Annotated in this window: 27 protein-coding genes; 7 read left to right on the top strand and 20 right to left on the bottom strand. The window is 44.6% G+C overall.

The window, feature by feature from the left end:
* Window positions 1–162: 162 nt before the first annotated feature.
* The 3 genes from EMM73_RS08350 to EMM73_RS08340 are packed head-to-tail and all read right to left on the bottom strand — an operon-like array spanning window position 163 to window position 2,110.
* Complete coding sequence (locus EMM73_RS08350) at window positions 163–1,137, bottom strand: sensor domain-containing diguanylate cyclase (RefSeq protein ID WP_127685987.1); 975 nt, start codon at window positions 1,135–1,137, stop codon at window positions 163–165.
* Window positions 1,137–1,748: a chemotaxis protein gene (locus EMM73_RS08345; protein ID WP_127685986.1), complete on the bottom strand. Its 612-nt coding sequence runs from the start codon at window positions 1,746–1,748 to the stop codon at window positions 1,137–1,139. Before EMM73_RS08345 ends, EMM73_RS08350 begins: the two co-directional genes overlap by 1 nt.
* Window positions 1,745–2,110: a response regulator gene (locus EMM73_RS08340; protein WP_127685985.1), complete on the bottom strand. Its 366-nt coding sequence runs from the start codon at window positions 2,108–2,110 to the stop codon at window positions 1,745–1,747. Before EMM73_RS08340 ends, EMM73_RS08345 begins: the two co-directional genes overlap by 4 nt.
* A gap of 279 nt (window positions 2,111–2,389) precedes the next feature.
* Here EMM73_RS08340 and EMM73_RS08335 point away from each other — a divergent pair, with 279 nt between their 5' ends.
* Both EMM73_RS08335 and rdgC read left to right on the top strand, forming a co-directional pair.
* The gene (locus EMM73_RS08335; protein WP_127685984.1) at window positions 2,390–4,138 is read left to right on the top strand and encodes a sensor histidine kinase; all 1,749 of its coding nucleotides are present in this window, start codon (window positions 2,390–2,392) and stop codon (window positions 4,136–4,138) included.
* Between the two features lie 128 nt (window positions 4,139–4,266).
* Entirely contained in the window at window positions 4,267–5,163 is an 897-nt protein-coding gene (rdgC, locus tag EMM73_RS08330; protein ID WP_127685983.1) for a recombination-associated protein RdgC, read from the top strand.
* A gap of 124 nt (window positions 5,164–5,287) precedes the next feature.
* On the opposite strand, the gene EMM73_RS08325 is transcribed toward rdgC, so the two are convergent.
* The 16 genes from EMM73_RS08325 to EMM73_RS08250 form a co-directional block, all read right to left on the bottom strand.
* Window positions 5,288–6,127, bottom strand: a complete 840-nt coding sequence (locus EMM73_RS08325; RefSeq protein ID WP_127685982.1) for an HDOD domain-containing protein — start codon at window positions 6,125–6,127, stop codon at window positions 5,288–5,290.
* 102 nt (window positions 6,128–6,229) lie between these two features.
* Window positions 6,230–6,670, bottom strand: coding sequence for an HIT domain-containing protein (locus tag EMM73_RS08320; RefSeq protein WP_127685981.1), 441 nt, complete (start codon window positions 6,668–6,670; stop codon window positions 6,230–6,232).
* Window positions 6,657–9,302: an ATP-binding protein gene (locus EMM73_RS08315; protein WP_127685980.1), complete on the bottom strand. Its 2,646-nt coding sequence runs from the start codon at window positions 9,300–9,302 to the stop codon at window positions 6,657–6,659. Before EMM73_RS08315 ends, EMM73_RS08320 begins: the two co-directional genes overlap by 14 nt.
* Window positions 9,303–9,377: 75 nt before the next feature.
* Window positions 9,378–10,214 carry an MBL fold metallo-hydrolase gene (locus EMM73_RS08310; RefSeq protein WP_127685979.1) on the bottom strand — a complete coding sequence of 279 codons (837 nt, stop codon included), beginning with the start codon at window positions 10,212–10,214 and terminating at the stop codon, window positions 9,378–9,380.
* An 8-nt stretch (window positions 10,215–10,222) separates the two neighbouring features.
* Entirely contained in the window at window positions 10,223–11,518 is a 1,296-nt protein-coding gene (locus EMM73_RS08305) for an NCS2 family permease (protein ID WP_127685978.1), read from the bottom strand.
* An 84-nt stretch (window positions 11,519–11,602) separates the two neighbouring features.
* Complete coding sequence (locus tag EMM73_RS08300; protein WP_127685977.1) at window positions 11,603–13,141, bottom strand: M17 family metallopeptidase; 1,539 nt, start codon at window positions 13,139–13,141, stop codon at window positions 11,603–11,605.
* 156 nt (window positions 13,142–13,297) lie between these two features.
* On the bottom strand, window positions 13,298–13,510 hold the full coding sequence (gene nqrM, locus EMM73_RS08295; RefSeq protein ID WP_127685976.1) for a (Na+)-NQR maturation NqrM: 213 nt from the start codon (window positions 13,508–13,510) through the stop codon (window positions 13,298–13,300).
* 160 nt (window positions 13,511–13,670) lie between these two features.
* Window positions 13,671–14,897 carry an NADH:ubiquinone reductase (Na(+)-transporting) subunit F gene (nqrF, locus tag EMM73_RS08290; RefSeq protein WP_008897274.1) on the bottom strand — a complete coding sequence of 409 codons (1,227 nt, stop codon included), beginning with the start codon at window positions 14,895–14,897 and terminating at the stop codon, window positions 13,671–13,673.
* Window positions 14,898–14,922: 25 nt separating this feature from the next.
* Window positions 14,923–15,531, bottom strand: coding sequence for an NADH:ubiquinone reductase (Na(+)-transporting) subunit E (gene nqrE, locus EMM73_RS08285; RefSeq protein WP_008897273.1), 609 nt, complete (start codon window positions 15,529–15,531; stop codon window positions 14,923–14,925).
* A gap of 10 nt (window positions 15,532–15,541) precedes the next feature.
* Window positions 15,542–16,171 carry an NADH:ubiquinone reductase (Na(+)-transporting) subunit D gene (locus EMM73_RS08280; RefSeq protein WP_127685975.1) on the bottom strand — a complete coding sequence of 210 codons (630 nt, stop codon included), beginning with the start codon at window positions 16,169–16,171 and terminating at the stop codon, window positions 15,542–15,544.
* On the bottom strand, window positions 16,164–16,952 hold the full coding sequence (locus EMM73_RS08275) for a Na(+)-translocating NADH-quinone reductase subunit C (protein WP_127685974.1): 789 nt from the start codon (window positions 16,950–16,952) through the stop codon (window positions 16,164–16,166). Before EMM73_RS08275 ends, EMM73_RS08280 begins: the two co-directional genes overlap by 8 nt.
* Entirely contained in the window at window positions 16,945–18,150 is a 1,206-nt protein-coding gene (locus EMM73_RS08270) for an NADH:ubiquinone reductase (Na(+)-transporting) subunit B (RefSeq protein ID WP_127685973.1), read from the bottom strand. Before EMM73_RS08270 ends, EMM73_RS08275 begins: the two co-directional genes overlap by 8 nt.
* Window positions 18,151–18,152: 2 nt before the next feature.
* Complete coding sequence (locus EMM73_RS08265) at window positions 18,153–19,487, bottom strand: Na(+)-translocating NADH-quinone reductase subunit A (RefSeq protein WP_127685972.1); 1,335 nt, start codon at window positions 19,485–19,487, stop codon at window positions 18,153–18,155.
* A 325-nt stretch (window positions 19,488–19,812) separates the two neighbouring features.
* A complete protein-coding gene (fabV, locus tag EMM73_RS08260; RefSeq protein WP_127685971.1) occupies window positions 19,813–21,003 on the bottom strand; it encodes an enoyl-ACP reductase FabV in 1,191 nt (396 codons plus the stop codon).
* Window positions 21,004–21,224: 221 nt separating this feature from the next.
* A complete protein-coding gene (locus tag EMM73_RS08255; RefSeq protein ID WP_127685970.1) occupies window positions 21,225–21,566 on the bottom strand; it encodes a BolA family protein in 342 nt (113 codons plus the stop codon).
* A 123-nt stretch (window positions 21,567–21,689) separates the two neighbouring features.
* Window positions 21,690–22,313 carry an alpha-ketoglutarate-dependent dioxygenase AlkB family protein gene (locus EMM73_RS08250; RefSeq protein ID WP_127685969.1) on the bottom strand — a complete coding sequence of 208 codons (624 nt, stop codon included), beginning with the start codon at window positions 22,311–22,313 and terminating at the stop codon, window positions 21,690–21,692.
* A 32-nt stretch (window positions 22,314–22,345) separates the two neighbouring features.
* On the opposite strand from EMM73_RS08250, the gene EMM73_RS08245 reads away from it, so the two are divergent.
* The 5 genes from EMM73_RS08245 (at window position 22,346) to EMM73_RS08225 (ending at window position 26,429) form a co-directional block, all read left to right on the top strand.
* Window positions 22,346–23,485: a methyltransferase gene (locus tag EMM73_RS08245; protein ID WP_127685968.1), complete on the top strand. Its 1,140-nt coding sequence runs from the start codon at window positions 22,346–22,348 to the stop codon at window positions 23,483–23,485.
* 2 nt (window positions 23,486–23,487) lie between these two features.
* Window positions 23,488–24,054 (top strand): YajG family lipoprotein, encoded by a 567-nt coding sequence (locus EMM73_RS08240; protein ID WP_261373358.1) that lies wholly within the window; start codon window positions 23,488–23,490, stop codon window positions 24,052–24,054.
* 60 nt (window positions 24,055–24,114) lie between these two features.
* Window positions 24,115–24,663 (top strand): peptidylprolyl isomerase, encoded by a 549-nt coding sequence (locus EMM73_RS08235; RefSeq protein ID WP_261373357.1) that lies wholly within the window; start codon window positions 24,115–24,117, stop codon window positions 24,661–24,663.
* Window positions 24,664–24,730: 67 nt separating this feature from the next.
* Entirely contained in the window at window positions 24,731–25,051 is a 321-nt protein-coding gene (locus tag EMM73_RS08230) for a hypothetical protein (RefSeq protein ID WP_127685967.1), read from the top strand.
* Window positions 25,052–25,106: 55 nt separating this feature from the next.
* A complete protein-coding gene (locus EMM73_RS08225; protein ID WP_127685966.1) occupies window positions 25,107–26,429 on the top strand; it encodes an AmpG family muropeptide MFS transporter in 1,323 nt (440 codons plus the stop codon).
* Between the two features lie 29 nt (window positions 26,430–26,458).
* Here the strand turns inward: EMM73_RS08225 and EMM73_RS08220 are convergent, their stop codons facing one another.
* Entirely contained in the window at window positions 26,459–26,704 is a 246-nt protein-coding gene (locus EMM73_RS08220) for a helix-turn-helix domain-containing protein (RefSeq protein WP_127685965.1), read from the bottom strand.
* Window positions 26,705–26,750: the final 46 nt, after the last annotated feature.

Here is a 26,750-nt window from a genome sequence, read left to right as displayed (position 1 = left end):
GGGCCTTTTTAAAAACAATACGCCGCCGACCTCCTACCCCGCAGGGTTGGTGGTAATAATAATGGTGAGTGTATTGCGGATTTGTGTCTTTTTCATACTGTCTATATGCTCAAAGTTTTAGACGTCTGTCAATCTAAATGTTTAGATTATTCTAAAATTTACTCAGGCTTGCTGTGTCCTGAGCAGAAATTCCGTTTCACCTTCGCTAAAAGCAACCACCCTGTTGCGTCCTTCTCGTTTGGCGTTATAAAGCGCTATATCAGCCTGCCCAATCAGAACTTCATGTGCCCTGTCACCCTCAATATATAATTGCGCAGCGCCAATACTGACCGATGTTGGTATAGATTGCTCATGGAAAGTGACAGCAGTGTTGCTTACAGCCAAACGAATTCTCTCTGCGACTTCGATAGCACCAGCCAGTCCAGTATTGGTTAACACTATACCAAACTCCTCGCCGCCATAACGCCCAAACCAGTCGGTATCACGCAACAGAGCACGCACCCGAGCCGTTAATTCAATCAAGACCGAATCACCACCCAAATGACCATATTGATCATTGAGCTGCTTAAATTTATCTAAATCAAAAAGTAACAACGATAAAGGCTGTTTATAACGCTGAGCTCGCTGCACTTCCAGCTTTAATTGCTCCTCCCAATAACGCCGGTTTAAGGCTTGAGTCAAACCATCAATACGGTTGCTCAATTCAAGTTTTTGCAAGGTGCTCTGCAAATGTTGCTGATAGACAAAAGCGTCAGTGGCGTCTTCGATTAGTAAACATACATAAAGACGACCACCAGGGTCTTTCAGCGGCAACATAGTGCAATTTTGCGCCATATACTGACTAGAGCTGGTCGCAGGCCTTAAATGCGGTAGTTTAATAATATATTGGCGCTGCTCCCAACTGCTAAACGAAGGGCTCTGCAACTCAAGTACAGATGCAAATTTGCGTCTGAGCCAGGCTTCCGGTAAATCATTAAACACTTGGAACAGGCTTTTCCCTTTCACTTCAGACAGCTGAACACAGCTATGCCGCTGCAAAAAACTATTCAAATAGACCAACTGAAATTGCTCATCCACCACCAGCACACCACTGTTGAGTTGCTCCAACACAGGGCCGGTTAACCAGTCTTCAGACATCAGTACTCTTCCAAAATACGATCCAAAATTTGCTGAATATTCAGTACAGCTTCTCCTGGTATTAACAACAACATATCGCAATTAAATGAATGATCGACGAGCTGATAACTGATATCTACCTTTAACGCCAGCTCCCAATGCACAGCAGTTTCCTGCAAAGCCTCAGGCACATTATTCTGTCGCGATGACAATACTCTGGGCGCACTATAAGACAAACTATTGTCAATTTGGTCCGCCAGCCCGTTTAAAAAAGTGGTTGTCAGAATAGAGCTGATATCTGTAAGCATCTCAAGTTCTGATGCACTGTCCGTGTCGTAACCTAACAAAGCGGCAATCCGATGCGCGTTGTCCAGCTGATATAAAACGATAGCCTCCCCTCTCAAACCATCATTACCCAAAAAACCTTGACTGATTAAAGCAGCTTCGGTGTGGCTATAACGGGCTTCAAATTGAGCAGGGATTTGTACTGAGTTGACCAGCTCAATAGCCGGTACTTGTAAGTGGACAAAGGTATTCAAAAAGCGGGCAAGTTTGTCGCTGGCCAAGCCCATAGCGACATTAATAAGCTCCTGCAAACAATCCCTTTGTTCTTCAGAGAATGCTGTACTCATATCAATCCATATTGTTTCAAAATAACCACAAGTTTCTCAGGATTCACCGGCTTATGGATAAAAGCCAAAGCTCCCAGCTCCGTGACCCGCTTTTGCATCTCAGGCTGAATATCAGCAGAAATAACAATTACGAAACAATCCAGACCGTCTTGTTTAATAGCCTCCAGCACACCTATACCATCCAACTCAGGCATAGTCAGATCCAGAAACACCAGACCAATTTCCTGGCTACGCAGAATAGCGAGAGCTTCTACGCCATTGCCAGCGGTCAGAAATTCGGCATCAAAAGACTCAGGTAGAGATTTACGCACTTGTTTTCGTGCCAGCAGAGAGTCGTCACAAATTAATACAGGTAACGCCATTAACACAGCCTCATTATTATCGTTTTATTTGTTGTCGCTTCTTAATGTCCAGCTTAACTATTGGACTGCGATACCATACTGAATGCGACTGCAATTGAACACCATTAAATGCGTGTTTTGCTTTAATCTAACAATTTACTGCAACATATTGCTAAAGCAGCTCCAGTTGCCTAGTTTCTAAGTAATTTATTACATATAGTATTTTCATTTAAACAGATCTTCTATAAGTTAGTATCCCAATGCTATTGATCATTAAGCCGAATCAAACAAGGTAGTTCCATGCAGCAGAAAAGTTTATCGCGTAAGCTGCTGACTAAAGTTTTGTCAGTCTATTTTATCCTGACTTTTGTTGTGACTTTAGGCCAGATTGTTGCTGAATACTTCAACACCAAAGATCATATCAATGGTGAACTAGCAACATTACAACAGACATTTTCCGGCAGTCTGACCAGAGCGATTTGGGAATTAAATACGCAACAGGCACTGATTATTGCTGACGGACTACTGGCGATCCCCGCCATTGAAGGCATCATAGTAAGGGACGATAGTGGCGCCGTTATTACACAACTAGGCCGGTACATAGATATTAATGAGCGCTACAGCAATCAGTTGGTGCAGGAGGGGGTTCGATTAACCGAACAAAACTCGGGTTTGTTTGGTTATACCTTCCCGTTGATTTTTGAGTTTTCCGGCCGAGCTACTCAAGTCGGTGACGTCACGCTGTTTTCTAGCCGGGCAGTGGTGTTGGATCGGATTAAAATTGGCATTTACTTTTTGGTCGGCAATGCAATGTTAAAGACCACCTTTTTAATACTGTTATTTTTGCTGGCATTTCGCAGCCAACTTACCTTGCCTCTGAGTGAACTCACCCAACAAATTGAAGACTTAGAGCTTGATCATCTGGAAGGTACAAAGGTGGAAGTAAGGCATGATGAAGCCAATGAACTAACTGTCATGGCAGATGCCTTTAACCGTCTGATTGCCAGAGTGCAAGATTATAAAGTCCAGCTAGAAAGCACCCAGAAGCAATTACTGCATTCCAATGAAAAACTCGATCAGCACAATTTATTGTTAGAGCAGGAAGTTGCCAGAAAGACCTCAGGTTTAAGTCAAGCGATGATGGATTTACAACAGCAAAAACAAGAACTTGAAGTAAAGCAACAAGCGTTGCGGGAAGAGATTGAACGCCGTCGGCATAGCGAAGAAGCTTTACGTGGAAAACAAAGCGAACTAGAAAAAACCGTTGATGATTTAAAGCAGGCTCAGGATCGTTTAGTACAGTCAGAAAAAATGGCTGCTTTAGGTGGCTTTGTTGCAGGTATTACCCACGAGGTAAATACCCCTGTAGGTATTGGCGTCACAGCAACCAGCTTTCTGGCCGAAAAACTGGAAGCACTGGACTATGCCTACAGAGACAAAACGTTATCGCCCAAAGTGCTTGAGCATTTTATCGAAGAAGCCAAACAAAGCACTTCGTTACTGCAATCCAACCTAACCAGGGCGTCCGAGTTGATTGCCAGTTTCAAACAAATTGCAGTAGACCAAACCAGTGATGCTATTCGAACTATCAATCTGGCCGAATACCTGCACGAGGTGATCCGCTCTTTGCAGCCTAACTTTAAAAAGACCAGACATCATATAGACGTCAACTGTCCGGAAAGTTTGATGCTGAGCTGCCCTGCTGGTGCTATTTCACAGATTTTCACTAACCTACTGATGAACTCGTTAATTCACGGTTTTGAAGAATTAGAAGAAGGTTATATCCGCATTACAGTGCTGGATGAGGGGCAGATGGTTGATATTACCTACTCTGACAATGGTCGTGGCTTAACCCAAGAGCAGTTGGAAAAACTGTTCCATCCGTTTTTCACTACAAAACGTGACCAGGGCGGCAGCGGTTTAGGCACTCATATTACCTATAATCTGGTACGTCAGACGCTGGGCGGCTCGATTCAGGTCAGCAGCGAACCAGGCCATGGTCTGAGTTACCATATTCGTTTTCCGAAAAACTTAAAACGTAACTCCTGAACCTGCCCAAGTATAATAGAGCCCGGTCGAAAGCACCGGGCTTTGTTATTTTTTACCCGAAAAACTCTAAATCCCGTAGTTGAACTCTGTATACTAAGCCGCATTTCTTATATCAAGAGTACTTCCTTATGTGGTTTAAAAATTTACGTTTATATCAGGTCACTGAAAACCTAAACACTGATCAGGATCAATTAGAGCAGGCCTTAGCTGCATTCAAATTTACCCCTTGCACCTCTCAGGAAGCCATTAAAATGGGCTTCACCAGCCCTTTGCATCCAAGTCTGAAACAGTACTGCCACCAAACCAATGATGTAATGTTATTTGCGGTGAAACGTCAGGAAAAGGTACTGCCGGGTTCAGTGGTCAATGAAGAGCTGGCCCCCAAAATTGATGCAATGGAGCAGGAAAAAGGTCGTCCTTTAAGCCGCAAAGAAAAGCAGGCGTTAAAAGAAGAACTGATCCAGACCCTATTGCCCCGTGCTTTCAGCAAATCCAGCGTCACTACAGCTTTGTATGACAAACAACAAGGCTGGTTGCTAGTGGATACTAGCAGCGCTAGCAGAGCAGAAGAATTACTGGCTTTGCTGCGTAAAGCTTTTGGTTCCTTGCCTGCGATGCCACTTTTAGACAATCATCAGTTGAATCAGCAACTGCATTTCTGGTTACAAGGCAAAGAATTACCACAAGGATTCCAACTAGGTGCTGAAGCTGAATTAAAAGCGCCGGATGAAGAAGGTGCTAAAGTACGTTTTATCAATCACTTGCTGAGTGCCGATGAAGTACAAAGTCACTTACAGGATAAACTTGTCACTAAGCTGGCCTTAGAACAAGACGAAAAGGTCACCTTTTTGATCTGTGAAGATGGCAGTATTAAACGTCTAAAATTCCACGACTTGCTGTCGGGTTCCAATGAAGAAATGGGTTGGGATGATGTAATAGGTCGCTTAGACGCAGATTTATTACTGATGACAGACGCTTTGCGTCAGGCTTTGCTGCCGCTAAAAGCGAATATCGCAGCACAGTAAACTAGCGCTACAGCCAAGCAGCCCTGTCTTCTGTCGGGCTGCTTATTTTGAATATGTCAAAATTAATCCACTGATTTTATTGATTAAATAAGCAGAGGCCGACATTTGTTATCCCCAGTTCAGCTTAACTAAATAGCGCTTTCACTTCTTGAGAAATAACACGAATCTCTTCTATGTCCATAAAATTAGCATCTGGTACCACATGTCGCTCTATATAAGGTTGTAAAGCCTGTACACGAACAGTGTCGTCCAAAGTACTCTGTACCAAAGCTCCAAGCCGGATAAAATCGATGTAACTGACCTGATCGTCCTGATAAGAGGGATCGCTCCAGTTCTGCACTATCTGCACATAAACCTCGGCAAAGTCCCAGGCACGCATAATGCCTGAACCAATTTGACCTGATAAGGTCTTGATAGCATTTTCTAAAAACTGCGGATCTCCAAACACAGTCTGATAACGCTCGGCCTCAGTTAATATAGGTAAAGCACCAATTAAGTGCATCAAACCAGCGAGTGTCATGACATCCAGATTTAAATTGCAGTGCTTATTCTCTGCAATATAGCGCTTTAAACAAGCCAGAGCTATGCTGGTGACGTTCACGCTATCACGCCAGATTTGCGCCATCCTTTCTTTGATTTGCTCATGCTGGGAGACAAATAATTGCTCCATCGCCATGGCGGTCGCTATATTTTTTACCTGACTTAAACCGATACGAGTGATTGCCTGATTGAGCGAGTTGACTTTAATAGAGCGCCCCATAAAAGCACTATTGGCAACTTTAATCATACGAGCAGCCAGCGCAGGATCCTGAGCTATAACATCGGTCATCATCAATAAGTTACTATCAGGATCGTCTGCTGTTCTCCGGACCCTAATAGCCATTTCAGGTAAAGTGGGCAGCACCAGCATATCTGTGCGGATCTTCTCAACCAAGATGGTCAATAAGGCATTTTCGGCCGACATAACAAGGTTCCTTACAACAAATTTTTCAGACAATGAAGTTTAATAGCGAATCCAGTCTAACCACAAAAGTGGTGATGCTACCAGTGTAGGTCGGAACCATCTTCAAGGGAGGTTTAAAAACGTTAACTTTTGTTTTAACTGCTGCAAAGCGATTTCACTGTAAGCTTGAGCTGGTAGTTTTCCCCAAACGGGGGCGGGCCAAGCCAGATCATTTTCGTAACGCACTATATGATGCAGGTGCAATTGCGAAACCATATTACCAAGTGCAGCCACGTTTAGTTTTTTAGCCTGAAACTCTGACTTTAAAAACCTCGACAAATAAGCACTTTCTTGCCACAACTGTCGCTGTTCTTCTTCGGATAAATCAATAATTTCAATCATAGCCGCTCGCCTTGGTATCAAAATAAACCAAGGATAATTAGCATCATTTTGCAACCTTAACTGGCACAAGGGCCAATCTGCTAACCAAAGACTGTCGCGCTCTATCTCTGGTGCTAGCTCAAATCCAGTCTGTGCCACTTTAGATCTCCTATTTTGTTCCATGTTCGGCAGACAACAAAGCTTCAAATTCAGCAATTAACTGACTGATCTGCTCAAGATCAGCAAGTTGTGCAGCTAACTCTATTTTTGACATCAATGCAGTTAACTGCGGATACCCCATACTGCCCGCACTACCTTTAACACTATGAGCCTCATACTGTAAACGCTGCCAATTCTTACAAGAGAGCCATAAACGGAAGTCTTTTAACATGTCAGGAAGTGCAAGCTTAAAGTCTTTTTTAAGTTGAATAATCACAGGATCAGCAGCCAACTGACGCTCTAGTTGCTCATCAAGCGAGCTGGCGGTATGACAATATTTACGAATCACAGCTAAGAAATCTTTTTGTACTATAGGCTTAGATAAAACAGCTTGGCAGCCAGCCTTCAGATAACGGTTTTGATCTTCACTCATCACATTGGCTGTCAGAGCAACGATAGGTAAATCTATACCCGCGTGTCGGATCAAAGCTGTTGCCTCTTCTCCTCCCATTTCCGGCATCTGCATATCCATCAACACCAGATCAAAACTTTCCAGCAGAACTCGTTCTACCGCCTTGTGACCATTTTCCACCACAACGGCCTGAATACCCAACTTCTTCAACAGCACTTGGATCAATAGCTGATTGTCTGGATTATCTTCAGCTACAAGTATTTTAAGCTTCTGATAATTAGCAGGAACTTCTACTTTTGTACTTTCTGCGACAGGACACTGATAGCTATGAACAAGACTAATATGCTGATGCTCACAAGACATTACAATCTCAAAACAACTACCTATACCTTTGACACTCTCTACTCTAATATCTCCCTGCATTTGCTCCATCAGCTTTTTTGAAATACAAAGTCCAAGCCCGGAACCACCGAAATTTCGAGTAACTGCTGCATCGGCTTGTACAAAAGGCTGGAACAGCTTACTCAGTTCAGCAGAGGTAACGCCAATACCAGTGTCTTTAATTTTGATCCTCAAAAGTTCTTCAGGAGTCTGATAGGAAACGCTGATAACCACTTTGCCTTTCTGAGTAAATTTAACAGCGTTAGAGGTCAGATTCAGCAGCACCTGACGAAATCTTAAAGTATCAGTGTAGATATAGTGGGGTAAAGGATAATTCAGCTCGAGGAAACATTGCAGACCTTTGTGCTCGGCTTGCTGTTTAGTTAATTGATAAATATCGTCCAGAACAGCTGGTAGGTTCACACGCTCAGTCAGTAACTCCAACTTGTCGGCTTCAATTTTAGATAAGTCGAGAATATCATTGATCAAGGCTAATAAGTGGTCGCCACTGCGCAATACCCGACTCAAATAATCCAGTTGTCGGTGAGGATCGTTTTCATGAATAGCTTGTTCACTAAAACCAATAATAGCGGTTAAAGGTGTACGAATTTCATGGCTCATATTCGCCAAAAATACACTTTTGAGTCTATTGGCCTGCTCTGCGACCTCACGAGCGAAAGTCAATTGCTGATTCGCGTCTTCAAGCTGCTGATTAGCATTGGCCAGATCCTGTGTTCTGGCTGCGACTTTGTCTTCTAACTGCAACTGGTAGGCACGCTCACGCTCTCTGTATACTCTGAGCTGTCGCACCATGACATTAAAAGCAGCAAACAGATCACCTAATTCATCCTGCTTTTTTACTTTCAATACTGTTGATAAATCTCCACGACCTACCGCAGTTTTAGCTGTGGTCAACTCCCGGATCGGTGAAAATACAAAACGCGCCAATACCCGATAAATCAGCAGAGGCAAACCTATGCAACACAACACACAAAACAATGCAATTAACGAAGGCTTAAGTGTCATGCTGTTATCTAGTAAAGCAGGCTGCACTCCTATAAGTAGCTGATAGGGTCCAGCTAAAGATACAGCAGTGACCAGCATGGGCTGACCAAGTAATAGGGTTGAAACAAATTGCTCCTGGTCAACACTGGCCTGAATTTCAGCGAAATGCACAGGTGTGAATGCACTCCCCATCAGCAGCGTATTTTCGGAAAAAGCTATGGTAGCGGCCTGACTCACCACCAAAGGCGCTCGCCACTCGCCAGCTAACTTACTGATAGCGTACTCAAAAAGTTGCGGTTTCATGACCAAAACTATATAACCCCAAAGACGTTTGATATCGCCTTGAGACTGGCCGGACGAATACAGTTTCTGAGCAACATACAAATTGATTTGGCCAGAACCTTGTTCACTGGACAGGAAAAATCCACTGTCGTCCATCATGGACTGCAACACAGAAAAATACTGGTTTCTGAATCTACTTGGACCACTTTCCTTTTGCTCTGAAGGCACAGTCAACTGATAGTCGCCATTTAAACGAATAAACTTCACAGCACTGATGTCCTGATGAGCAGTGCGGTAACGTTCAAAAATCTGGAATAATTCAGGTGCAAGCTGCTGTTCACCTGCAATAAAACGATCGACCAAAGGCTGATTAGATAAAGTGTGCAAGCTTTGTTGGTAAGAAGACAAGGTTAAGCGTATCTGCTGTTGTTGTTTTACAAGCTCTCCCTTAATTTGTAAAAACAGCTTTTGTTCGTAGTAGCGATCGCTGAAATGGTAGGATAAGTAACCCAAAATTAACAAAGGCAAAACCAGCATAGGTAGCATGTAGACTACTAAAGTTTCACGTAACCTCATGAAGATCCTGGTTTATGCCCTAAAAGCGCTCTGATATTTGCCAAAGCATACCCAGAGCGCTAACGAACTACAAGACTAAGCTTTAAATAGCGTGCGGATCCACCGTTCTTCAGTGATAAAATTCCAGCTCCAGCTTTTCCATTGTGCGGATAAACCTTGCACCACTATTTGCTCTTCGGTTTTGCCTTCAGCTTTTAACACCTTCACTTCAGCAAGCGTCTGTTCCATCATAACTAAAAAACGCTGTAAGCCAGCCTTATCCATTAAATCACCATGACCTGGTATCAGCCGCGTTTTATCATCAATCTGGCCCAGCAGAGTTTTAACGTTATTGATATAGCCTTGCACTGAGCCGCCACTGTTCAGATCGATAAAGGGGAAACGGTCAGCAAAAAACAGATCACCCATATGCAATACATTGGCCTCTTTAAACCAAACAACCAAATCGCCATCAGTATGACTGACAGGCATAGTCACTAGCTGCAAATCAACCCCATTCAGCGACAGCTGTTTTTCACCGACAAAAGTTTCAGTTGGCAAGCCGGCCATCGGGAATTTGCTGTCCGCCTTTAACCGCGTTAATACATTGGTATGTGCAATAATCTCAGCGCCAGCAGCTAAAGCCGCATTGCCATTGACGTGATCACCATGAAAATGGGTATTGATCAGAGTCTTGATCTGCACTCCGGCTTGTTTGCTTTCAAGCTCAGCCTTAATTTGAGGCGCCACATGCTCGTACTGTGAATCCACCACCAGCGCCCCTTGTGGCCCTACAACAGCAGCAATATTACCGCCAGCCCCTTTAATCATATATAAATGTGGTGCTAATTCTGTGCTTGTGACCTGTACTTTATCCTGCGCTATTGCCGCGGCAGACAACAACAGAGCGAATAACACTGTAACTTTTTTCATATTCATCCTTAGGCAAAGAAAAATTTAGCCGCAAAGACCGCGGTTAATACCCAAACACTCAAGGTCGTTTTTGACAAACGGCCAGTGACCAAACAAAGCACCGCATAAGTAATAAAGCCCATACCTATACCATCAGCAATAGAAAACGTCAGCGGCATCATCATCAGAATTACGACCACAGGTACAGATTCGATCAGATCGTCCCACTCTACATGCTGCAAACTACTTAGCATCAGGGTCGCTACATAGAGTAAAGCTCCCGCCGTTGCATAGGCTGGGACCATAGCAGCCAAAGGGGAGAACCAAAGTGCAGCTAAAAAGGCCAGCCCCACCACTACAGCAGTTAAACCTGTTCGTCCACCCGCACTGACACCCGCTATGCTTTCAACATAACTGGTGGTGGTAGAAGTGCCAAATAAAGAGCCCGCTATAGTGGCAGAACTATCGGCCAATAAAGCATCTTTTAAACGCGGTATATCACCATTAGGTTTCATCAATCCAGCCCTTTGGCTGACAGCGACTAAAGTGCCTGAGGTGTCAAATAAATCTAAAAACAGCAAACTTAAAACAACCGGAATCATCACCCATTGCAGCACAGAAGCGAAATCCAACTGTAAAAAAGTTGGAGCTAAGGAAGGTGGCATAGAGACGAAACCTGTAAAACTGGTATCACCACGCCAGCAGCCAATAGCTGTGATCACTAAAATACTGATAAACACAGCTGCATGCTGCTTACGATGAGCCAGCGCAAAAATAAGGAAGAAACCTGCAATAGCCAGCAGTACTTTAGGGTCATGTAAATCACCCAGTGTCACTAAAGTGGCTGGGCTGGCCACTATAATATTGGCGGTTTTTAATGCAATCAGTGCCAAAAACATGCCTATACCAGCAGCTATGCCCATTTTTAATGCGAAAGGAATACTTTGAATAATCCACTCGCGAATTCTAAAAATGCTCAGCAATAAAAACAAAACACCTGAACAAAATACTGCGGCTAAAGCCGTCTGCCAGCTATGGCCTTGTTCCAGCACTATGATATAAGTAAAAAAAGCGTTCAGGCCCATGCCCGGAGCCAAAGCTACAGGCAGGTTCGCCAGCATGCCCATAGCGATAGAACCAAAAGCTGCAGCCAGACAAGTGGCAACAAAAACAGCACCATGATCCATACCGGTTTGCGCCAGCATACTGGGGTTCACAAAGAGGATATAACTCATCGCCATAAAAGTGGTTAAACCTGCGATCAGCTCTTGTTTGATATTGGTTTGGCGCGCTGTCAGCTCAAAATAACGATCAATAAAATTCATCAGGTCAGATCCGTTTGTCAGATACAGAAATGCAAAAACCCGAAGCATAGCCTCGGGTTTTTCAATAGCCAAGTGAATTCTGGTTTATAAACAGTAGTAAGCGGCCAAAGCAGCCACTGGTGCGGCTGATGGTTTGCCATGTTGCCAGTCGCCGCCGTCAACACCACTGCCCGCTATATCCATATGACAATAAGGCAGTGGTTGTTCTGTATTTAATCCATGTTGATCTAAACCAGCAGCAGCCACTAAAAATGCCATTGGGAACTGATGGCCACGAGGAGTAACAGAAGACGGAGCATTATTGCAACTTAACAAATCGTCGGCTGAAGTACGGCCTTTGATAAAGCTGAAATCTTCACGGCGACTGCGGGATATTTCGCTTGGGTCGGCCCATAAATCACCAATCATTGCTAAATCGGCAGACAAACCTATACGACGGGCAGCCCCGTTTTCAACCAGAGCACTGTATGGCCCAACTGCACGGGCCGCATGGCCTGTTAAAGTAGCAATAGAATACAAGGTAGGATTCACAGCTGTTTTGGCATCTTCACGCAGATGGGATAACAAATCAGCCAGCACCAAGCGGCCCTCTGCATCCGTATTACCAATGCGTACCCGCACTCCGGCATGACTGGTAATAATTTCGTCCGGCACAAAAGCATCAGCACCAATGCTATTACGCACTGCGCCAATTTCTGCAATGATTTTTAAGCCTTTAGGCTTTAGCAAAGCCACAGTTTTCAAGAATCCCGCTACAGCTGCAGCACCGCCCTTGTCGCGGCTCATGCCAGCCATACCGCCGCCGATTTTTAAATCAGCGCCGCCTGTGTCATAGACCAGTCCTTTACCGGCAAACAACAGAGTTTGTTCAATTTCGCCTTCGCCCTGATACTCAAGCCTTATTACTGCAGGTTTGTGACGATCCACTTGCAAAGAGCAGCGTGCCACGGCCATCAGTAATGGATAATCTTTTTGCAGCACATCGACTTTAGTTTCTACCGAAACCAGAACATCAGTGCCCGCAAAAGTTTCAACACAATAATCGGCAAAGCGACGCGGAGCCATACGCTCAGGTTCGGTGCCGCATAAGTCACGGGCGACACGCTTCCCGGCTTCCACAGCACTGATGTAACTGGCTTGCTGTTCCGATACTCCAATCACACCAATCTGGCTAACAGGTTCAAGCACTGCTTCGCCACGGGCTTCACGGCCCTCTAATGGCTGCCATAGAGCCTGACAAGCCCCTAAATAAGCCACCTCTGCGGCATACTGGTAAGCATCAGAGTCTGGCACTATCGTATACAAGGCTGGCGCCTTAGCACCTGCGGCTTTGGCCTGGGCTATCCCCTGTTTGGCTGCATCATAAAAACTACGGACATCATCATAATCTCTGTCCAGCGGGCCTGTAGGCGAAAGCACCAGACGTTGTCCCGGAGCTTTTTCAGATAACAGCAAGACTGTTTCTTTACCAATACGGCTATCTATAGCCGCAGCAGCATGAATTGCAGCTTGTAATTCAGTCACTGCAGTGAAATCAGACGCAACAATAATCAGTGCATCCCATTGGGCGTCATTCAGTGCAGCCTGAACAGAAGAAACAGCGATAGCAATAGGACAAGACATAAAAATGATCTCTGGAAAAAATATGCTGCATTATTGAATAGGTCGCGCCTTGAGGCAATAGAACGAAATGAAGTGAGTTACAGAGCCTGTAGCTAAAAACTGACAAGCCAGCTTTAGCTGGCTTGACGGACATTCAACAGATAAATATCAACAGCATCAGATAATTTTATTCTGCTGCCATTCCTGCTCTTTTTTCAGCCGCTCTTTGCGTTTCTCACAAGGCGTATCGCAATCACAAGCTTTTTCTATCCCTAAAGCACCTAAACCACCACAGCTGCCTGCTATGGTTTTACGTTGCACCATATAGCCGATAGCCATAGCAGCAACTACAACTATCAGGATGACAAAAGTAAAAATAAAAACTTCCATAGCAACCTCATCAAACTTAGAAGCATTGAACAAAGAGTCTGCCTGCTTGCTCAATAAAGGTGACTATTGTAACAAGTTTCGATAACAATCCCTATCCAAAAAATAGATAAAAAGAAGCCAGCACTCAGGCTGGCTTCTTTTATCAATCTATAGCTTTGGCTTAACCGCCGAAGTCGTCCAACAGTATATTGTCGTCTTCTACGCCTAAGTCTTTCAGCATGTTGATCACCGCTTTGTTCATCATCGGTGGACCACACATATAGAACTCACAGTCTTCCGGAGCTTTGTGGTTTTTCAGGTAATTTTCAAACAATACGTTGTGAATAAAACCTGTGTAACCAGTCCAATTATCTTCCGGCTGTGGATCAGACAAGGCGGTATGCCAGACAAAGTTTTCATTCTCTGCTGCCAACATGTCGAAATCTTCAACATAAAACATTTCACGCTTGGAACGGGCTCCGTACCAGAAGCTCATCTTACGTTTGGATTTCAAACGGCGTAACTGGTCAAAAATGTGCGAACGCATTGGGGCCATACCAGCACCACCACCTACGAATACCATTTCTGCTTCAGTTTGCTTCGCGAAGAATTCACCAAATGGACCAGAAATCGTTACTTTATCGCCGGCTTTCAAGCTCCAGATATACGAAGACATTTTACCGCAAGGTAAGCTCAGGTTATTTGGCGGCGGAGATGCGATCCGCACGTTTAACATGATAATACCTTCTTCTTCCGGGTAGTTCGCCATAGAGTAAGCACGAATAGTTTCTTCGTCTACTTTGGACTCCAGCGTAAAGAACTTAAAGCGTTCCCAGTCACCACGGTATTCAGCCGGAATATCAAAATCGGCATACTTTACATGGTGCGCAGGGGCTTCAATCTGAATGTAACCACCAGCGCGGAAAGGTACCGATTCGCCATCAGGAATAGCCAGCTTCAATTCTTTGATAAAGGTTGCTTTGTTATCATTAGAGATAACTGAGCATTCCCATTTTTTGATACCAAAGATTTCTGGTTCAACTTCGATTTCCATGTCAGTTTTTACACTAACCTGACAAGCTAAACGACAACCTTCACGACGATCACCTTTAGTCAGATGGCCCATTTCCACAGGTAAAACGTCGCCGCCACCTGCATGAACATGAACACGACACTGACCGCAAGAACCACCGCCACCACAAGCTGACGACAGGAAAATACCTCTATCAGCTAAAGCGTTCAGTAGTTTGCCGCCAGCTTTTGTCTGAATAGCTAACTTAGGGTCGCCATTCACTCCAATGGTAATGTCACCTGAAGACACCAGTTTGGCTTTAGCAGCTAAAATCATAACAACTAAAGCTACAACCAGCAGGGTGAACATCCCAACGCCAAGATATATCTCTTGCATTGTTCTTTCCTTTTACAGCAATTGCTTACAGTGAAACGCCTGAGAAGGACATAAAGCCCAAGCCCATTAAACCAACCATGATAAAACGTGAACCTAGACCACGCACGCCTGCTGGCATGTCGGCATATTTCAGTTTCTCACTGACGGCGGCCATTAATGTGATAGCCAGAGTCCAGCCAACACCACTACCTAAACCAAACACTACGCTTTCACCGAAGTTATAATCGCGCTCAACCATAAAGGCTACAGCACCAAAAATCGCGCAGTTTACTGTGATCAGAGGCAAGAAAATACCTAAGGCGTTGTACAAAGCAGGTACGTACTTGTCTAAGAACATTTCTACGATTTGGACCAAAGCCGCGATCACACCAATGTAGGTGATAAAGCCAAGGAAGCTTAAATCTGTATCAGGAAAACCAGCCCAGGCCAAAGCACCAGGTGCTAACAGGTTATGGAAAACCAGATTGTTCACTGGTACAGATAAACCCAAAACGAAAGTCACAGCAATACCTAAGCTGAACGCCGTTTTGACTTGTTTAGACACTGCAATAAAAGTACACATACCGAGGAAAAAGGCCAAAGCCAGGTTCTCGATAAAGACAGCACGGACAAATAAACTAATGTAATGTTCCATTGATAGCCCCTTATGCCTTCTCAACTTGTTCTGGACGGAAAGTACGAAGTATCCAGATCAACAAGCCGATAATGATAAACGCACTAGGTGCAATCAACATCATGCCCATAGGCTGATACCAGCCGCCGGCGCTGACTAAAGGCAGAATTTCTACACCAAACAGAGTACCTGAACCAAAAAGCTCACGGATAAATGCCACAATCAGTAACAGTACTGAGTAGCCCAGACCATTACCAATACCGTCCAGGAAACTCATACCTGGACCAGTTTTCATCGCATAAGCTTCAGCACGGCCCATCACGATACAGTTGGTAATAATCAAGCCTACGAATACCGACAGCTCTTTTGCCACGTTATAAGCAAAAGCTTTGAGCACCTGGTCCACCACTATGACCAGAGACGCAATAATAGTCATCTGAACTATGATACGAACGCTAGATGGTATATGGTTTCGGATCAAAGAGATAAATAGGTTAGAGAATGCAGTTACCACAGTAAGTGCAATACCCATTACCAAGGCTTTTTCCATTTTGGTGGTTACTGCCAAAGCAGAACAAATACCCAAAACCTGTAAAGCTATAGGGTTGTTGGCAAATATAGGGCCAAACAGAACTGTTTTAATTTCTTTTGCACTAGCCATTGTTTAATGCTCCGTCACGAACTTTGGTCAGGAAAGGTGCAAAACCTTTGGCTCCTGCCCAGAAATCGAAAGTATTCTGCACACCATTGCTGGTTAAAGTAGCACCTGACAAACCATCTACTTCATGAGCTGAACTAGGGGCCGCATTACCAGGCTTCATCACTTTAATAGCAGGAGCACCAGATTCATCCAACAACTTTTTGCCAACAAATTGAGCAGTCCATTTCGGGTTTTGTACTTCACCACCTAAACCAGCTGTTTCGCCTTGCTCATAATAGTTAATACCTTTGATGGTATTACCGTCATTATCCAAAGCCAAAAAGGCATGCATAGTAGACCATAAACCATAACCATGAACAGGCAGCACTATCGCAGATAACTGGCCTGACTCAACGCCATCGTTATAAGCAAAGTAGACAGGAGCAATATTGGCGCGGCTTTTAATGGAGGCCATATCGTCCGCACCTTCCAGTTTTATGCTGCTCTCAGGCGCTTTCATTGCACGGCGGTAGTCGTAGCTTTCGGGAGCCATATCAACGAACTCACCTGTATTCAGGTCGACTAAACGCTCCTGGATATGTTTGGTGTATAGCTCTTTGATATTGCCATCAGCTAACAAACCTGTCACAGCCAGAACGTTTTTCTGGCTGTCCAACAGCTTGTTTTCAACTTGTTTTGGCCGCAACTGAACTGCAGCAGTCGACACCAAAATAGCGCAGACTAAACATAAAGCAATCACCACAAAGAAGGTTTTGCCAATACTATCGTTATTACTAAACATTACGAGCAAGCCTCCGATTGATATTCGCCTGAGCCACCATGTAGTCAAACAATGGGGAGAATAAGTTAGCAAACAAAATGGCTAACATCATACCTTCAGGGTAAGCAGGGTTGACCACACGGATCATCACCACCATAAAGCCAATCAGGAAACCGTAAGCCCATTTGCCTGTGTTGGTAAATGAAGCCGATACCGGGTCAGTCGCCATAAAGAACATACCAATAGCGAAACCACCCAGAACTATGTGCCAGTACCATGGCATAGCAAACATAGCGTTCGTCTCTGAACCTATCACATTCAGTATAGTAGCAAACACAGCAGTACCAGCTAATACGCCGAGCACAATACGCCATGAAGCAATACGGAAATAGATTAGGGCTAAACCACCAATCATCAGCGCTAAGAAGGAGGTTTCACCTACTGAACCAGGGATAAAACCGAAGAACGCATCCCACCACTGAGCATTGATTGACCAGTCAGACACTTCACCGTTAGCTGCTTTAGACAACCAGGTCGCGCCAGAAAAACCGTCCGCTACTGTCCATACTTTGTCGCCTGAAATCTGTGCCGGGTAAGCAAAGAACAGGAAAGCACGGCCAGCTAAAGCTGGGTTTAAGAAATTACGGCCTGTACCGCCAAAAACTTCCTTCGCAACAACTACACCAAAAGTGATACCCAAAGCGGCTTGCCACAGCGGGATAGAGGCTGGGAGAATTAAGGAGAACAGAATAGAGGTTACAAAGAAGCCTTCATTCACCTCATGCTTGCGCACTGACGCAAATAAAACTTCCCAGAAACCGCCAACAACAAAAACAGTGGCGTAAATAGGCAGGAACCAAACAGCACCGTACCACATTTTACTACCCCAGCCTGATTCAGCAGTCAATTCACCACCGAGCAACTGGAACAAAGCAACCTGCCAGGTATCAGGCGTGCCAAACCCAGCCTGCAGTGCGATAACCGCCTGATGACCGATATTGAACATACCAAAAAATAACGCAGGGAATAACATTAACCAGACAAAAATCATAATACGTTTCAGATCGATACTGTCACGCACATGAGTACCCTTTTTGGTCACCAGACCAGGGGTGTATAGAACTGTAGCTACGGCTTCGTATAAAGCGTACCACTTTTCGTACTTACCGCCTTTTTCGAACTGCGGCTCAATACTTTCTAAAAAATGCTTCAAACCCATTTTTAGCCTTCCTTCTGGATCGTCGTCAGGCAGTCACGCAATGCTACGCCATAGTCATACTTACCAGGGCAAACAAAGGTACATAACGCCAAATCTTCTTCATCCAGCTCTAAACAACCTAAAGAGACTGCACCATCTGAATCGCTGACTAACAGGTCGCGTAACAACAGAGTAGGCAGAATGTCCAATGGCATTACACGCTCGTAATTGCCGATAGGCACCATAGCGCGTGACGATCCATTGGTCGTAGTGGTCATATTAAACAGACGCTTTGGATTTAGATGAGATAAATAAGCACGAGTCACAGAGAATTTATCAGAACCAGGCATCACCCAGCCTAAAAACTGTTTATCGTAGCCTTCAGCCAGTACAGATACCTGATTGTGGAAACGGCCTAAATAACCGTGCACACCACTAGCTGCCGCACCTGCTAATACAGAACCAGAAATGATACGGTTCTGGCCGTCTTGTAGCTCACCAGCTGTCAGTTCAGCCAATGAAGCACCCAGTACAGTTTTTAGCAAACGTGGATTTTTCACTACAGGACCGGCTAAAGAGATCACGCGTTCAGCATTCAGTTGACCTGAAGTGAAGAGCGCACCGATAGCTATAACGTCCTGATAGTTAATGTGCCATACCACTTTTTTGATACTGACTGGATCCAGGAAGTGAATATGAGTGCCTGGTAAACCAGCAGGATGTGGGCCATCAAACTCTTCAACTTGTACTGTCGGAACTGAAGGGATGGACGCGCCTGCTTTTTTACACAGATAGACTTTGTCAGACAAACGGGATAACACAGTTAAACCATTGCTGAAGTCTTCGCTGCGCTGCGCTATCACTATGGTCGGATCAGCCGCTAATGGATTGGTATCCATAGCAGTGACGAAAATAGCTCTTGGCATGCTATCAACAGCTGGCGAAGTGCTGAATGGTCTGGTGCGTAAAGCAGTCCACAAACCTGAACCAGTTAAGTTCTTCTTCACTTGTTCAACAGTTAACGAGGCTAGTTCTGCAGCGGTAAAGGAATCAAAAGCAACGGACTCGTCACCTTCAGCTTCAATTACAACAGACTGCAACACACGCTTAGCACCGCGGTTGATTTCTTTGACTGTACCGGCAACAGACGCCGTGAAAAATACGCCAGGATTCTTTTTGTCTTCAAAAAGAGCCTGACCTTTTTTCACACGATCCCCAACCTCTACCAGCATTGTAGGACGCATACCGACGTACTCTTCGCCTAGTACAGCAACGTGTTTGATGGACGGGCCATCATGTATGTCTTGTTTGGGACTGCCCGAGAGGGGAATGTCCAATCCTTTTTTGATTTTTATCATACGTACTTGCACTTTTTAACGGGAAGAAACAGGGCCTGGTTTATCGGCTGCTCGCCGCGCGTAGCATCCGGAACCTCAACAGCCTAACCTCTGTTGCAGGTGGCGGACACAGATACCAAAGTCGCGGATTCTAGCACTAAACATAAGTGCTATCTATGTTAATCAACAAAATTATCCGGCATTTCAGCCGACTGAAGCTCAGTGTAGTCAAGTTTTCTAACTTTGCCTTTTGTCTGCGGCTGTAACGCTTTCAAATTCAGTGAAATTAACCAAAAACCAAAGATTCTATGAAAAAAAAGCCGCATTAAACGGCTTTTCAAAGTTACTAAACCAGATTTTTCAGCGCCAACAAGGCAGGTACATCGGCATTGTAATCGACATGGCTGTAGCCAAAACCGAATAAGCGCAAGAATTCATTGTGGTAGCCTTTGTAGTCGGTCAACTCATCAATGTTTTCTGTGGTCACCTGACCCCATAAATCTTTTACTGCAGACTGGATATGGTCAGACAATTCTTTGCCATCCATACGCAGACGACCGCCTTCATCTAAAGTACGGTTGTTGTTGTAAAGCGCTTGCTGGAACAAACCATAAATCTGTTCGATACAACCTTCATGAGTGCCTTCGGCTTTCATCACACGGTACAACAACGAAATGTACAGCGGCATAATAGGAATAGCTGAACTGGCCTGAGTGACTAAAGCTTTTAATGAAGCCACATAGGCATGACCGGCAACCGAGTTCAGTTTTTGTGTAATAGCAGTAGCAGCGCGATCTAAGTCTTCTTTAGCTTTGCCGATAGTGGCTTTGCCATAGATTGGCCAGGTCAGCTCTTTACCAATATAGGTGTAAGCAACGGTCTGGCAACCTTCAGCTAAAACACCAGCAGCGTGCAGCTGATCCAGCCAGCGCTCCCAGTCTTCCCCACCCATGACTTTAACCGTATTGAAGATTTCCTCTTCGGAGGCAGGTTCAACAGAGACGCTTTCAATTTCACGTTTGCTGGTGTTTAAAGTCTTGGCTGTATATGCCTGAGCTATTGGCTTTAATACTGAGCTGTACACTTCACCTGTCACAGGGTCTTTACGACGCGGCGCAGCCAGGCTGTACACTACTAAATCGATTTTGCCCATTTCACTGCGGATCAAATCAATAGCCTGAGATTTTAATTCGTCGGTAAAGGCGTCACCATTAAGGTGCTTATTCCATAAACCTGCGGCAGTTGCAGCCTGTTCAAAAGCGACAGTGTTGTACCAACCAGCCGAAGCTGTTTTGCCTTCTGTTGGTTCTTTTTCAAAGAAGATACCTAAAGTGTTCGCACCTGAAGCAAACGCAGAAGTAATACGCGAAGCCAGCCCATACCCGGTTGAAGCACCTATAACTAATACATTTTTAGGGCCACCGGCAACAGGGCCCTGCGCTTTGACATAATCAATTTGTTCTTGCACATGAGCAGCACAACCGACTGGATGAGCATTAGTGCAGATAAAACCACGAATTTTAGGTTGGATAACCATAACAAAACCTATTGTTGGTTGAAAATTGTCAGCTAGTTTAAGCCGTTAGCTTAAAAAACAGGTCTGATCAGCAAAAATAGCAGTATTGTGGATTAAAAAACAAGAACTTAGTCAGGCAGAAAGCGCAGCTCACTAAGGTAAATAGCCTGAGTAGAAAAGATAAAAGCGCCTTGCGGCGCTTTTATCTACTAACTCGTTCAGCAAGTCTGCCTGCAAATCGATCAAGACTCAGGCAAGGCAGTTTTTTCTCTTTTACTGCCACCAAAACATTTAGGCGAAGCCGGTGGTTTTTCGGCGTAATACTCGTACCATTCACCAGGCGTATAAGTATGCAAGGCTAAAGCATGAATTTTTTCGGCTAGCTCCTCTGCCACTATGGCATTGACTGCCCTGTGGCGGTTTAACAACCTCATGCCATCAAAGGCATTTGTCACTATCACAACTTTAAAATGTGATTGTGAACCCGGTGCCACATTGTGCATATGACTTTCATTGACGACGTCAAGAAACACAGGATCAAATGCGCTTAATAACTTCTGTTCTATTGCGGTATGAACCAACATAGCTAAACCCTTTTGTTGCTCCGTCATCTCTACTTTAGTTAAGCCGATACACCTTGTCAGCCCATATTTTTGCAAAAGCGCAGGAAAACTTACTAAGCGACTGCTGCCATAGAGAAAATATAATTAAGTTAGTTTTTTCTTGATTTCACGGAAAGTCAGGTTTATACGCCCCTCTGTGGCTGAGGCCATTTTAGGAACTCTATGCTGCCAAAATGCCTGGCATTGCCCCGCCATCAGCAGTAAAGCACCATGACCCAATTCTAGTTTAATCTGTGTTCCTAAGCTTTTGTGTTTTAAATCAAAAAAGCGTTGCTGCCCTAAACTTAATGAGGCGATCTGAGGGTTATCGCCCAATTCAGGCTCATCATCACTATGCCAACCCATATGCTGCTGACCATCGGCGTACCAATTCAGCAATACCGAATTAAAACCAGTCTGACAGAGTTGATTCACCCTGTCTGTTAATTGCTTTACCAGAGGATGCCAGGGTTCAGGTTCAAACAACACACCTGAATATTTGTAACTACAGTGCGGGTCGCCCATCCATACCTGCTGCCTTGGAATAAGCACTGCTTTGCCAAAAATTTTTATTGCTGGCTGCTGCCAGTTTAATTGCTGCGCTAACTGCTGATAGCAGCGCTCTGCCTGCTCTGACGAGAGCCAGTTTGGCCAAAACAACAACTCTGCTTGCGGTAATACAAAGTGTTGCGACGATCCATGGTTGTCGCTCTGGTGTGCTCGTGTCAAAATACAACCTTCTCTTCTTTAAGTTGAATGGCATGAATACTATTTTTACCGTCGCTGACAAGCAGCTGCAGCTGGACAGATTACCACTGGGGCAAAGCAATCGTAGCTTACAAGCCTGGGATGCAGCCGATGAATTACTGCTACAGCAAGCCTTGCCTTTGCTTGCTGAACGCGCCGATTTAAAAGTCCTGGTGATGCACGACTTGTTTGGGGCTTTGTCTTGTGCTTTGGGTGACTACCCACATAGTCAGCAAAACGATTCTGTATTAAGCCAGCAAGCCACTGTGCACAACAGACAACAAAACGGTTTATCTGCAGACAGCGTCAGTTTTATCGACAGTGTTACGGCCTTACCTGCTGATGTGGATCTGGTACTGCTGAAAGTTCCTAATAATCATGGTTATCTGCGTTTTATGTTACAGCAGTTAAGCCAGGTGGTTCGGCCTGATACAGTGGTCATAGCTGCGGCGAAAGCCAAAGACATTCATAAGAATTTGCTGGCTATTTTTGAGCAGGAATTAGGAGCAACACAAGCTTCGCTGGCACAGAAAAAATGCCGGACTATTCATTGTACGCCTCGCGGTACAGCCCGTGCTTTTACTTACCCTATTCAATGGGAGTTGCCTGATTATCAGCTAACACTGGTTAATCACGCTAATGTATTTGCGAAAGAACAACTGGATATAGGTGCACGATTCCTGCTCGAGCATTTACCAGTGCTGGATGCAGGCGCTTTAGTGGCGGATTTAGGCTGCGGTAATGGTGTACTTGGCGTAGCTTTATTAAAACAACAGCCTGAAGCCAGAGTTATTTTTACCGATGACTCCTATATGGCCGTGGCATCATCAAAAGCCTCAGTCGAAGCGAATGTACCTGAACTAATAGCTCAGGCCGAGTTCAGAACAGACGACTGTTTAGCCAGCCAGGCCGATCAGAGTCTGGATTATGTGATTTGTAATCCACCTTTCCATCAGCAGCAGGCCGTAACAGAACATATTGCATGGCAGATGTTTAACGATGCTAAACGTTGTTTAAAGGCTGGTGGTAAATTACGTATTGTGGCCAACCGACACTTGCCTTATTACGAAAAAATGACGGTACTGCTGGGTGGATGTCGCCATATTGCCAGCAACAATAAATTTGTGATCCTCGAATCAACCAAAAGGAAATAACCATGGCTTCTTTTATGCGTCCGGTTTTAGTGGCTTTCAGTTTGGCTCTTGCCGCCTGTAGCAGCACTTCATCTTCTTTTTTAGTCACGCCTCAAGTGTTCTGGAATCAAAGCAAAGCGCTGTCTGGCGCCGAATTTGTGTTAACAGTGGTGGATCAACGCCCATCTGATCAAACCCTGTTTTTACGCAAAGGCACGGCTGTCACCAGCATGCCAACCAGTAATAACCTGGCTCAACAGCTCGAGTCTACATTGACAGACGCAATGACGGCCCAAGGCGCTAAATTAACGTCCAGCAGCGTCACCACCATGACCATTCAAATTCTGAAACTATCCGCTGACGCAGACCAACGTACAGTAGAGCACGTGGTGAAAAACGATGTGGAACTGCGTATCGCTATTCAAAACCACAGTGGTTCTTTTGATAAGGTCTATGCTGGAAAAAGCAGCTTCTCAGGTCCATTTAAACTGGATAATGCCGTAGCAGAAGGAAAATTACGTGTCTTAACAGAACAAGTACTGGCTGAGTTGTTGAATGACAACAGCTGGCATTCTTATGTGAAGGGCTAATTTATGCGTTTTCTTACTTTTACATTATTTACTCTTTTTTCTCTGTCTACTTTAGCTGCAGTGGATTTGAAAAAACCAACAGGTAAGTATGTGCAGCAAGACAACTTGTTTCCCAAAGTTACACTAGTAACATCTGTAGGCGATATCACTGTTGAGCTCGATAGAACAAGAGCTCCTTTGGCTGTTAATAATTTTCTGAGTTACGTCAATACAAAAGCTTATGACAATACGGTTTTTCATCGTCTTGAGCCAGAGTTTGTGCTTCAGGGCGGCGGTTATAAGCCTGATCTGGCCCCTGTAGACGAATTCCCCGCTGTCTTTAATGAATCGGGCAATGGTGCGAAAAATCAGTTCGGAAGCATCGCAATGGCGAGAAACAACGATCCCCATAGTGCGACTAGCCAGTTCTTTTTTAACCTTAATGATAATTCAAGTCTGGATCCAGGCCGGAACTGGGGCTACACCGTTTTTGGTCAGGTCCAGGATGGCTTTGAAGTGCTGGAAAAAATCAAGCTGCAGGAAACACATACCGACGAGAATACCGGCTGGCAAAATGTGCCTAAACAGCCCATTGTCTTAAAACAAGTGATTTTACAGCCAGAACAATAAAGCCTGACTATACTAAGTTTGAGTTTACAGAGCTGGCATGGTGCCAGCTCTGACAGGGATCAGACCTATGTTAGAGCCCTTTATTGAACAAAAATCTCGTCAGTTGATTTATTATCTTTCTCGTTTCCTGCGCGGCCGTTTGCCTTACAGAGAATTGCATTTATTCGTCTGGGATACGCTGGAAGAATGGTCGCATTTTCGGGTCAGAAGCTGGCGGCCTGAAACTTTACGCGAGCAAGTATTTTGGCATTTGCTTTACCAAATTGAATACTGGTCAGAACCTGAACTGAAACAAAACCTCAAAGTACGACGCGAGCTGCGATACTGTTTGCGCTTTTTGCATGGATACGGCCAAATCCCGAGCTATTGTGTTGGCGTAAGGCCTTGATCTAATTTGTTGAAGCTGTAAGCTAATCTCATTTATTTCCGCACGGACTGCTGTCTTGTCTGCTATTGCTGTGTTTTTTTCTTCATTAAAACTATATTGTCAGCGCCGGGTGCTGACGATTTTTATTATGGGCTTTTCCAGTGGCTTGCCCTTGATGCTGGTGTTTGGCGTTTTATCATTTTGGCTTAGAGAGGCTGGCGTCTCTCGCGAACAGATTGGTTATTTCAGCTGGGTCATTATGGTATATGCCATCAAGTTTATCTGGTCACCTCTGATAGACCATTTAAGCCTGCCTGGCCTAAAACAGTGGCTTGGCCGCAGACGAAGCTGGCTGATATTTTCACAAAGCCTCATTATTCTGGCAGTTTTTCTGATGGCCAGCATGGACCCTCAAACCGAACTAAAATGGATGGCATTTTGCGCCGTCATGCTGGCAATAGCATCAGCTACACAAGACATCACCATAGATGCCTACCGTATCGAAGCTGCTCCAGAGCATTTACAGGCAGTGCTGGCAGCTGCTTCTCTGGCGGGTTATCGGCTGGCGATGATTTTCTCTTCCGCAGGTACTTTATGGATAGCTGCCCTCTTTAGCAGTTCTGCAACAGGCTATGATCTCGCGGCGTGGCAATCTACCTATCTGGTGATGGCGGGTTTTATGGCTTTAGGTTTATTAACTACCTTGCTCTCCCCAGAACCTTTGGTAGAACAGCAAACCATCATAAGCTCAAGCCATGGCTCAGTTAGTCACAAGCTCTTGAACTGGCTCAAAGTCGCAGTAGTAGGTCCATTTGTTGATTTTTTTGCTCGTCATGGCCTGAATGCGTTATTGATCCTCAGCTTAATTGCCTGTTACCGGGTATCAGATGTAGTCATGGGGGTGATGGCTAATGTGTTTTATGTCGATATGGGTTTTACTAAAGAGGAAGTCGCCAGCGTATCCAAGATATTCGGTGTCTTGATGACCTTACTTGGCGCTGCACTGGGAGGTATGCTGATCAACAGCTTTGGTACCTTGAGGATACTGTTGCTTGGCGCATTACTTAGCGCATGTACCAATTTGCTTTATTGTTACCTAAGCACTCAGGGCCACAACATACCATTGTTAATCGCTGTGATCTCTGCTGATAATTTAAGCGCGGGTATTGCGACCAGTGCTTTTATTGCTTACTTGTCTTCTCTGGTGAATCTCGCTTTTACTGCCACTCAATATGCTTTATTTAGTTCCCTGATGTTATTGTTACCAAAGTTTCTTGGTGGTTTTTCGGGTGGCTGGGTTGAAGTAATGGACTATCAATCCTTTTTTGTGATGACTGCATTAATGGGAATACCAGCTATAGTGCTTTGCATGCTACTGATCAAAAAAACGCCGCATTAATGCGGCGTTTTTTTTCAGATACAAGCAGATTAAGCTTCAATCAGAACTTGCTTCAACCCATCCATAGGATCTATGGAAAGAGCCTGACAATAACGAACGTATTCAATTACATCAAGACGACGTTCCTGATTTTCTACCTTGCCGATAAAAGAATGCGGAGTGCCTAAAATTTCAGACAAACTGCGCATAGTATGACCTTTTTCCTGACGCTGACGTTTCAGCCATACACACAATCTTTTATTCTCATCTGAAATAACGCTTTTAGTACCTTTCATTTGTTGTTCTCCCGGCGCCCAGGCGCCTTCTGTTTACGACTTAAAC

This window comes from Rheinheimera sediminis, from assembly GCF_004005375.1.
In the GTDB taxonomy this organism is placed as follows: Bacteria; Pseudomonadota; Gammaproteobacteria; order Enterobacterales; family Alteromonadaceae; genus Pararheinheimera.
Note: the sequence above shows the minus strand (reverse complement) of the source record. Positions and strands in the feature narration are given on the sequence as shown.